Consider the following 8,380-nt stretch of genomic DNA (forward strand, 5'->3'; position numbering starts at 1 on the left):
CCTGTAGATATCAACCGGCGATCAGTTGCGCTGCGGCCTGGCGGTGGTCGGCGATCAGGCCTTTGACGTCGAGGCCTTCGATCTGGCCGTCAATCACGCGCCATTTGCCGCCGATCATGACCCGGTCGGCACGGTCGGCGCCGCACAGCAGCAGGGCCGACAGCGGATCGTGGCTGCCCGAGAAGCGCAGCTCATCGAGCTTGAACAGGGCCAGATCGGCCTGTTTGCCAACCGCCAACTGGCCAATGTCGCTGCGCCCCAGCAAGTGCGCCGAGCCACGGGTGGCCCAGCCCAGGGCCCGCTCCGGGGTGATCTGTTCGGCGCCATAGCGCAGCCGTTGCAGATACAGCGCCTGACGCGCCTCGAGGATCATGTTCGAGGCATCGTTGGAGGCCGAGCCATCGACGCCGAGGCCAACCGTGGCGCCGGCAGCTTCCAGATCCACCGTGGGTGCAATCCCCGAAGCAAGACGCATGTTCGAGCTTGGGCAATGGCAGATGCCGGTACCGGCAGCGCCGAGGCGGGCGATTTCGTCGGGGTTGAAGTGAATGCCGTGCGCCAGCCAGGTACGCGGGCCCAGCCAGCCGACGCTGTCCAGGTAATCCACAGTGCGCAGGCCAAAGCGCTGCAGGCAGAACTCCTCTTCATCGAGGGTTTCGGCCAGGTGGGTGTGCAGGCGCACGTCCAGCTCTGCGGCCAATTCGGCACTGGCGCGCATGATTTGCGGGGTTACCGAGAACGGTGAGCAGGGCGCCAGGGCGATCTGGATCTGCGCACCTTCGCCACGTTCGTGGTAGCTGTGGATAAGTCGCTGGCTGTCGGCCAGGATCACCTCCCCCTGTTGCACGGTCTGCTGTGGCGGCAGGCCGCCGTCGTCTTCGCCCAGGCTCATCGAGCCGCGGGTCAGCATCGCGCGCATGCCCAGCCCGCGTACGGCTTCGACTTGTACATCGATGGCGTTGTCCAGGCCCTGGGGGAACAGGTAGTGGTGGTCGGCGGCGGTGGTGCAGCCCGACAGCAGCAGCTCGGCCAGGGCCACCTTGCTGGCCAGCTCGAGCTTGGCTGGAGTCAGGCGTGCCCAGACTGGGTACAAGGTCTTGAGCCAGGGGAACAGCGGCTGGTTGACCACCGGCGCCCAGGCGCGGGTCAGGGTTTGATAGAAGTGATGATGGGTGTTGATCAGGCCAGGCAGGAGCACGTGCTCGCGGGCGTCGAACACCTGATCGCAGGGTGCGCTAGGGCTTTCGCCAAGGGCGAGCAGTTGCACGATTTTGCCGTCTTCGATAACCAGCCCGCCGCGCGCGTCGCTGTCGTTGGCGGTGAAGATGGCAAGGGGGGATTTCAACCAGGTACGGGTCGCAGGCATGGTGCCGGCTCCTCTGAAAGTGGGTTCAGGTAAGCCAGCTCAGTTTTGCCCTGTCTGCTGATCCAGGTTCGCCGCGGGGGCGAGGCGTCGAGTCTACTGCCTCGCCCCGCAGCTTTCAATTCACCAGACCAGTGGTTCGCCCTTGTAATTGATGAAGCGCAGGCCGCCATTGCCGCTGTGCGCCTTGATCTGCTTGAGCATGCCGCTGGTGCTGGTGAACACGTCGATTTCGGCGTTTTCGCCGCCCATTGCAGTTTTTACCCAGCCAGGGTGCATGGCCAGCACGGCGAGGTCGGGGCGCTGCAGTTCGCCGACGTAGCTGTTGATCATCGAGTTCAAGGCGGCCTTGCTGGCCTTGTACAACGGAATCTCGCCGCCATCAGGGATGCTCACGCTGCCCAGTACCGAACTCATGAAGGCCAGCACGCCGCTGCCTTCGCGCAGTTGCCCGGCCAGGCGGCGGGCGATGCGGATCGGTGCCACGGCATTGGTCATGAACAAGGCGCCGATGTCGTTTTCGCTGACCGCTTCCAGATCCTGCGGCAGCGGCCCCATGACCCCGGCGTTGACGAACAGCAGGTCCAGCGTCTCGCCGTGCAGGCGCTGCTTGAGGCTGTCGAGTTGGGCGGTGTTGTTGATCTCGAGGGTTTCGATGTGCACACCGACGATGCTGCCCAGGTCGCCCGGGTTGGCCTTGTCGCGTACGGTGGCGATTACCTTCCAGCCATCTTCGTGCAGGCGCTGCACCAGGCCAAGGCCCAGGCCTCGCGAGGCGCCAATGATCAGGGCGGTCTTGGTTGCGGTCATTCCTGTACTCCTTCAGAGGTAGCGCGTGCTGGGGCAGCCATCACCAGAGCTGCCAGCGTAGTCGCTGCAGTTTGCCAGCGTGTGGCAGCCGATGCACGGTTGTGCAAAAAATGATCAGCAGGCTGCGGGCCTTGCGCCGTCAGGGCCCGAGCCAGTGGCTAACGGTTTATCCACAGGCTGCTCCACAGTATTTGTGCGCAAGCGGGCGGGGCAGGTCTTGCCTGCTGGAGGCCAAATTTTCATCGCAGGCTGGGGATAACTTACTGTAATGCGGTGCTTTTCAGCGCTATGACACAAACTGTGATCAAAATATGATCAATGCTCTGAGCGCCTTGTAATTCGTGGCCTGGATCGGACTGCCCCAAGCTTATCCACAGGCAGGCCCACAGTACTTGTGGGCAATCACGCGGTCCCTGTAGGAGCGGCCTTGTGTCGCGAAAGGGCTGCGTAGCGGCGCCAAATTCTCAGCTTCGCAGCCAATATTGCCGGGCCGGCTGCGCTGGCCTTTCGCGACACAAGGCCGCTCCTACAGTTTCAGCAGGTCACGCACGTTTAGCCGGTCACGCGCTGAGGATAATTCTGCCGCGGCTCAGGTCGGCCAGTTGCTGCTGCAGTGCTGGCAGATGGGCAGGGCCAAATGCAAGTTTCAGGTCCACGCCATTGGCGGTGAACTGTTCATCCACGACCAACCCGTCAACCTCAGCCAGGCGCAGTTTGACCAAGGCCAATTCGCTGAAACTACAGCTGCAGGTGTATACGCTGCGCTGCACCAGCAGGCGCTTGGGCGCCTGTTGCAGGCATTTGTTGGCGCCGCCGCCATAGGCCCGGGCGAGGCCGCCGGTGCCTAACTGGATACCGCCGTACCAGCGGATCACCAGTACCACCACCTGATCGCAGTCCTGCGCCTCGATCGCGGCGAGGATCGGCCGGCCCGCAGTGCCGCCGGGTTCGCCGTCGTCATTGCTGCGGTATTGCCCGCCGATTTTCCAGGCCCAGCAGTTGTGGGTGGCGGCGAGATCGCTGTGGCGCTCGATGAAGCTCTGCGCTTCGGCAGGGCTGTTGATCGGGCCGGCGAGGGTGATGAAGCGGCTCTTGCGGATTTCTTCGCGAAACTCGCAGAGGTCGAGCAGGGTAGATGGCATAAGTCCGGGTCAGGCAGGCAGTTGGATGCCGCAACCTTTGAGAATGATGTGGATAAGATTGTTGCTGGCGTCTTCCATGTCTTGCTTGGTCAGGCGGCTGCGGCCGGTGACCTGGCAGATCTGAGTGGAGAAGTCGGCGTAGTGCTGGGTGCTGCCCCAGAGCAGGAAGATCAAGTGCACCGGGTCGACCGGGTCCATCTTGCCGGCGTCGATCCAGGCCTGGAACACGGCGGCACGGCCGCGGAACCATTCACGGTAATCGGCACTGAAATATTCAGTCAGACACTGGCCACCGCTGATCACTTCCATGGCGAAGATCCGCGAGGCCTGCGGGTTGCGCCGCGAGAACTCCATCTTGGTACGCAGGTACTGGCTCAGCGCCTGGCCTGGATCATCGTCAACGCTCAGGGCGTTGAAGGTGCTGTCCCACAGCTCGATGATGTTGCTCAGTACGGCGATATACAGGCCGAGCTTGTTGGTGAAGTAGTAGTGCAGATTGGCTTTGGGCAAGCCGGCCTTGAGGGCGATGGTGTTCATGCTGGTGCCCTTGAAACCGTGGCGGGCAAACTCGTCCTCGGCCGCCTGGATAATCGCCTGTTCGTTCTTCTGGCGGATGCGGCCGGCGGGCTTGCCCGAGGCGGAGAGGCGATGCGCTGGGACTTCTAGGGTCATGGACGGTTCCGAACGGGCTGAGGCAACAGGATTGTTCGACAGATTACCTGCCTGTGCCGAAGTGACAAGCCTTTAGCGTGTGGCGGCGAGGCTTTCAAGGAAGCTTTCCAGTACCAGGTTTGGCCGCCGGCCTTTGCGTGTCACCCAGTTCAGGCTCAGGTCGTAATGGCGCTGCGCAGGTTTGAGAGCGCGCAGGCGGCCTTGTTGCACCCAGGTGCTGGCGTAGTGGTCTGGTAGATAGCCGATGTAGCGGCCAGTCAGGATCAAGAACGCCATGCCCTCGCGATCCGACGCGCTCGCCGTGCAGTGAAGCGCCTGATACTGGGCCTGGATTTCACCGGGCAGGCGGAAGGTCGGCGCGATAGCATCCTGGCTGTTGAGCCGCTCGTCGTCGATCTTGTGGTCGTCGGCATAGAACAGCGGATGGCCAACGGCGCAGTAGAGCAACGACCGCTCGCTGTACAGCGGCTGGTACTCCAGGCCCGACAGCGGGCTGGCTTGCGGCACCACGCCAACATGCAGGCTGCCATCAAGTACGCCTTGCTCGACCTGGCTGGGGGCGATCATGCGGATCTGGATGTGCACGTCCGGGCCGCGGTCCTTGAGCTCGGCCAGGGCATGGGTGATGCGCATGTGCGGCAGGGTCACCAGGTTGTCGGTCAGGCCGATATTGAGCTCGCCGCGCAGGTGTTGATGCAGGCCGTTGACCTCGGTGCGAAAGGTCTCGATGGCGCTCAGCAGTTGCAGCGCCGAGTGGTACACGTCGCGGCCTTCTTCGGTCAGAGAAAAACCGGCGCGACCGCGTTGGCACAGGCGCAGGCCGAGGCGCTGCTCAAGATCGCTCATTTGCTGGCTGATGGCCGAGCGGCCGATGCCCAGTACGTTCTCCGCTGCCGAGAAACCGCCGCACTCGACTACGCTGCGGTAGATCTTGAGCAGGCGGATGTCAAAGTCGCTGACTTGCGCAAGTGGATCGGGGCGTCGGCTCATTAGTTTAGTCCACTGCTAACTGAAGATTTGAAAAGTAGGCTTTTCCAGACTTTATCGCCGTGCCAATTTAGCTGCAACAACATCCATCGTTGCCTATTCGTTTGCCGAGGAACCGCCCGATGAACATGCCCGAAACCGCGCCTTCCGGTATCGCCAGCCAGCTCAAGCTGGACGCGCACTGGATGCCGTACACCGCCAACCGTAATTTCCAGCGCGATCCGCGCCTGATCGTTGCCGCCGATGGCAACTATCTGGTCGACGACAAGGGCCGGCGCATTTTCGATGCGCTGTCCGGGCTGTGGACCTGCGGTGCCGGGCATACCCGCAAGGAGATCAGCGAAGCGGTCGCGCGCCAGGTTGGTGTGCTCGATTACTCGCCAGCGTTCCAGTATGGCCATCCGCTGTCGTTCCAGTTGGCTGAAAAGATTACTCAGCTGACCCCGGGTGATCTGAACCACGTGTTCTTCACCAACTCCGGTTCCGAGTGCGCCGATACTGCGCTGAAGATGGTGCGTGCCTACTGGCGCCTGAAAGGTCAGGCGACCAAGACCAAGATGATCGGCCGCGCCCGTGGCTATCACGGGGTGAACATCGCCGGTACCAGCCTGGGTGGCGTCAACGGCAACCGCAAGATGTTCGGCCAACTGCTTGATGTCGACCACTTGCCGCACACCGTGCTGCCGGTCAACGCCTTTACCAAGGGCTTGCCGGAGGAGGGCGGTATTGCCCTGGCCGAGGAGATGCTCAAGCTGATCGAGCTGCACGATGCCTCCAACATCGCTGCGGTGATCGTCGAGCCGCTGGCTGGCTCGGCGGGTGTATTGCCGCCGCCGAAGGGCTACCTCAAGCGCCTGCGTGAAATCTGCACCCAGCACAATATTCTGCTGATCTTCGACGAAGTGATCACCGGCTTCGGCCGCATGGGCGCCATGACCGGTGCTGAAGCGTTCGGCGTCACCCCGGACCTGATGTGCATCGCCAAGCAGGTCACCAACGGTGCCATCCCGCTCGGCGCAGTGGTTGCCAGCAGCGAGATCTACCACACCTTCATGAATCAACCGACGCCTGAGTACGCTGTGGAATTCCCCCACGGTTATACCTACTCGGCGCACCCGGTGGCGTGCGCTGCCGGCATCGCGGCGCTGGACCTGCTGCAAAAAGAAAACCTGGTGCAGTCGGCCGCCGAGCTGGCGCCGCACTTCGAGAACCTGCTGCACGGCGTCAAAGGCACCAAGAATATCGTCGACATCCGCAACTACGGCCTGGCCGGCGCGATCCAGATCGCGGCGCGTGATGGCGATGCCATCGTGCGTCCTTACGAAGTGGCGATGAAGCTGTGGCAAAAAGGCTTCTACGTGCGCTACGGCGGCGACACCCTGCAGTTCGGCCCGACGTTCAATACCCAGCCGCAGGAGCTCGACCGCCTGTTCGACGCGGTGGGCGAGACCCTCAATCAGATCGATTGATCTGCCTGATTTTGACGGCAGGCGTGCACGGGCACGCCTGATCCTTCCTTCCTGTTTCTGGAGTTATGCATGAGCATTGTTCAGCACCTGATCAACGGCGAACTGGTTTCCAAGGGCGAGCGCACCGCCGATGTCTTCAACCCGTCTACCGGTCAGGCCATACGCAAGGTCGAACTGGCCAGCCGCGCCACCGTGCAAGACGCGATCGATTCGGCCAAGGCCGCCTTCCCGGCCTGGCGCAACACGCCGCCGGCCAAGCGCGCCCAGGTCATGTTCCGCTTCAAGCAACTGCTTGAGCAGAATGAAGCCAAGATTGCCCAGATGATCAGCGAAGAGCATGGCAAGACCCTGGAAGACGCTGCCGGCGAACTCAAGCGCGGTATCGAGAACGTCGAGTTCGCTTGCGCCGCTCCGGAAGTGCTCAAAGGCGAGTACAGCCGCAATGTTGGCCCGAACATCGATGCCTGGTCGGACTTCCAGCCTTTGGGCGTGGTTGCCGGTATTACTCCGTTCAACTTCCCGGCGATGGTTCCGCTGTGGATGTATCCGCTGGCAATCGCCTGTGGCAACGCGTTTATCCTCAAGCCGTCCGAGCGTGATCCAAGCTCGACGCTGTATATCGCCCAGCTGCTGATCGAAGCCGGCCTGCCCAAGGGCATCCTCAACGTGGTCCACGGTGACAAGGAAGCGGTCGATGCGTTGATCGAAGCGCCAGAGGTGAAAGCCCTGAGCTTTGTTGGCTCGACGCCGATTGCCGAATATATCTATGCCGAAGGCACCAAGCGCGGCAAGCGTGTACAGGCACTGGGCGGCGCCAAGAACCACGCGGTAGTGATGCCGGATGCCGACCTGGATAACGCTGTAAGCGCGCTGATGGGCGCGGCGTACGGTTCTTGCGGCGAGCGTTGCATGGCCATTTCCGTCGCAGTATGCGTAGGTGACCAGGCCGCTGATGCGTTGATCGCCAAGCTTGAACCGCAGATCCGCGCGCTGAAGATCGGTGCGGGTACATCGTGTGGCCTGGACATGGGGCCGCTGGTAACGGCTGCTGCGCGCGACAAGGTGCTTGGCTATATAGATGATGGTGTTGCTTCGGGCGCCAAGCTGGTGGTCGATGGCCGCGACCTGCGTGTGCCGGGCTGTGAGGATGGCTACTTTGTTGGCGGCACGCTGTTCGACAATGTCTCGCCAGAAATGCGCATCTATAAAGAAGAGATCTTTGGCCCGGTGCTGTGTGTAGTGCGCGTCGACAGCCTGGAGCAGGCCATGCAGCTGATCAATGATCACGAGTATGGTAACGGCACCTGCATCTTTACCCGTGACGGCGAAGCGGCGCGGCTGTTCTGCGACGAGATCGAAGTGGGCATGGTCGGTGTCAACGTGCCGCTGCCTGTACCTGTGGCCTACCACAGCTTCGGTGGCTGGAAGCGTTCGCTGTTTGGCGACTTGCATGCCTATGGCCCGGACGGTGTGCGCTTCTATACCCGTCGTAAAGCCATTACTCAGCGCTGGCCGCAGCGCAAGAGTCATGAAGCATCGCAGTTTGCCTTCCCTAGCTTGTAACTGGGGCACGGTATGAGCGGGGAGGCCCTTGGGCCTCCCCGTTTCGTTTGTGCTTTGTAGGCCCGTAGGGCCGCTTTTGCTTAATGTTATGCAATTACGAAATAACGGTTGACGGGCTTCTGTAAGCGCTTATAATGCGCCCCACTTCCAGCGTAGTTGGAACGGAAAACTCCTTGAGATTCAACGAGTTAGAAGTTTAAGAAGTGCTGCAAGGGCTTCGATCGAAAGATCGTCAGCGGTGAAAAAGGCAGTTGACAGCAGGTTGAAACGCTGTAGAATTCGCCTCCCGCTACGAGAGATCGCAAGCGAGTCAAGTGTTTGAAGTTGAACGAGTTTCTCGCAAAATACTTCGAAATAAACGCTTGACAGGCACC

8 protein-coding genes are annotated in these 8,380 nt (G+C 61.6%); 2 read left to right on the forward strand and 6 right to left on the reverse strand.

Features of this window, described 5'->3' with window-relative positions; genetic code table 11:
* Nucleotides 1-10 precede the first annotated feature (10 nt).
* From ACQZ2L_RS20860 to ACQZ2L_RS20880, 5 genes are all read right to left on the reverse strand, one after another.
* Nucleotides 11-1,366, reverse strand: a complete 1,356-nt coding sequence (locus tag ACQZ2L_RS20860; RefSeq protein ID WP_430327662.1) for an 8-oxoguanine deaminase — start codon at nt 1,364-1,366, stop codon at nt 11-13.
* Between the two features lie 120 nt (nt 1,367-1,486).
* Nucleotides 1,487-2,173 (reverse strand): SDR family oxidoreductase, encoded by a 687-nt coding sequence (locus ACQZ2L_RS20865; protein ID WP_430327663.1) that lies wholly within the window; start codon nt 2,171-2,173, stop codon nt 1,487-1,489.
* Nucleotides 2,174-2,733: 560 nt separating this feature from the next.
* Entirely contained in the window at nt 2,734-3,315 is a 582-nt protein-coding gene (locus ACQZ2L_RS20870; RefSeq protein ID WP_430327664.1) for an IMPACT family protein, read from the reverse strand.
* A 9-nt stretch (nt 3,316-3,324) separates the two neighbouring features.
* Nucleotides 3,325-3,987, reverse strand: a complete 663-nt coding sequence (locus tag ACQZ2L_RS20875) for a TetR/AcrR family transcriptional regulator (RefSeq protein WP_101316172.1) — start codon at nt 3,985-3,987, stop codon at nt 3,325-3,327.
* Nucleotides 3,988-4,059: 72 nt separating this feature from the next.
* Complete coding sequence (locus tag ACQZ2L_RS20880; protein ID WP_430327665.1) at nt 4,060-4,977, reverse strand: LysR family transcriptional regulator; 918 nt, start codon at nt 4,975-4,977, stop codon at nt 4,060-4,062.
* Between the two features lie 119 nt (nt 4,978-5,096).
* On the opposite strand from ACQZ2L_RS20880, the gene ACQZ2L_RS20885 reads away from it, so the two are divergent.
* Nucleotides 5,097-6,443, forward strand: coding sequence for an aspartate aminotransferase family protein (locus ACQZ2L_RS20885; RefSeq protein WP_430327666.1), 1,347 nt, complete (start codon nt 5,097-5,099; stop codon nt 6,441-6,443).
* A 69-nt stretch (nt 6,444-6,512) separates the two neighbouring features.
* Entirely contained in the window at nt 6,513-8,006 is a 1,494-nt protein-coding gene (locus tag ACQZ2L_RS20890) for a CoA-acylating methylmalonate-semialdehyde dehydrogenase (RefSeq protein ID WP_430327667.1), read from the forward strand.
* Nucleotides 8,007-8,186: 180 nt separating this feature from the next.
* Here the strand turns inward: ACQZ2L_RS20890 and ACQZ2L_RS20895 are convergent.
* Nucleotides 8,187-8,380 (reverse strand): hypothetical protein (locus ACQZ2L_RS20895; RefSeq protein ID WP_430327668.1); only part of this gene is annotated, 194 nt, incomplete at its 5' end.

The organism is Pseudomonas shirazensis (assembly GCF_050496565.1).
GTDB classification, from domain to species: Bacteria; Pseudomonadota; Gammaproteobacteria; order Pseudomonadales; family Pseudomonadaceae; genus Aquipseudomonas; species Aquipseudomonas shirazensis_A.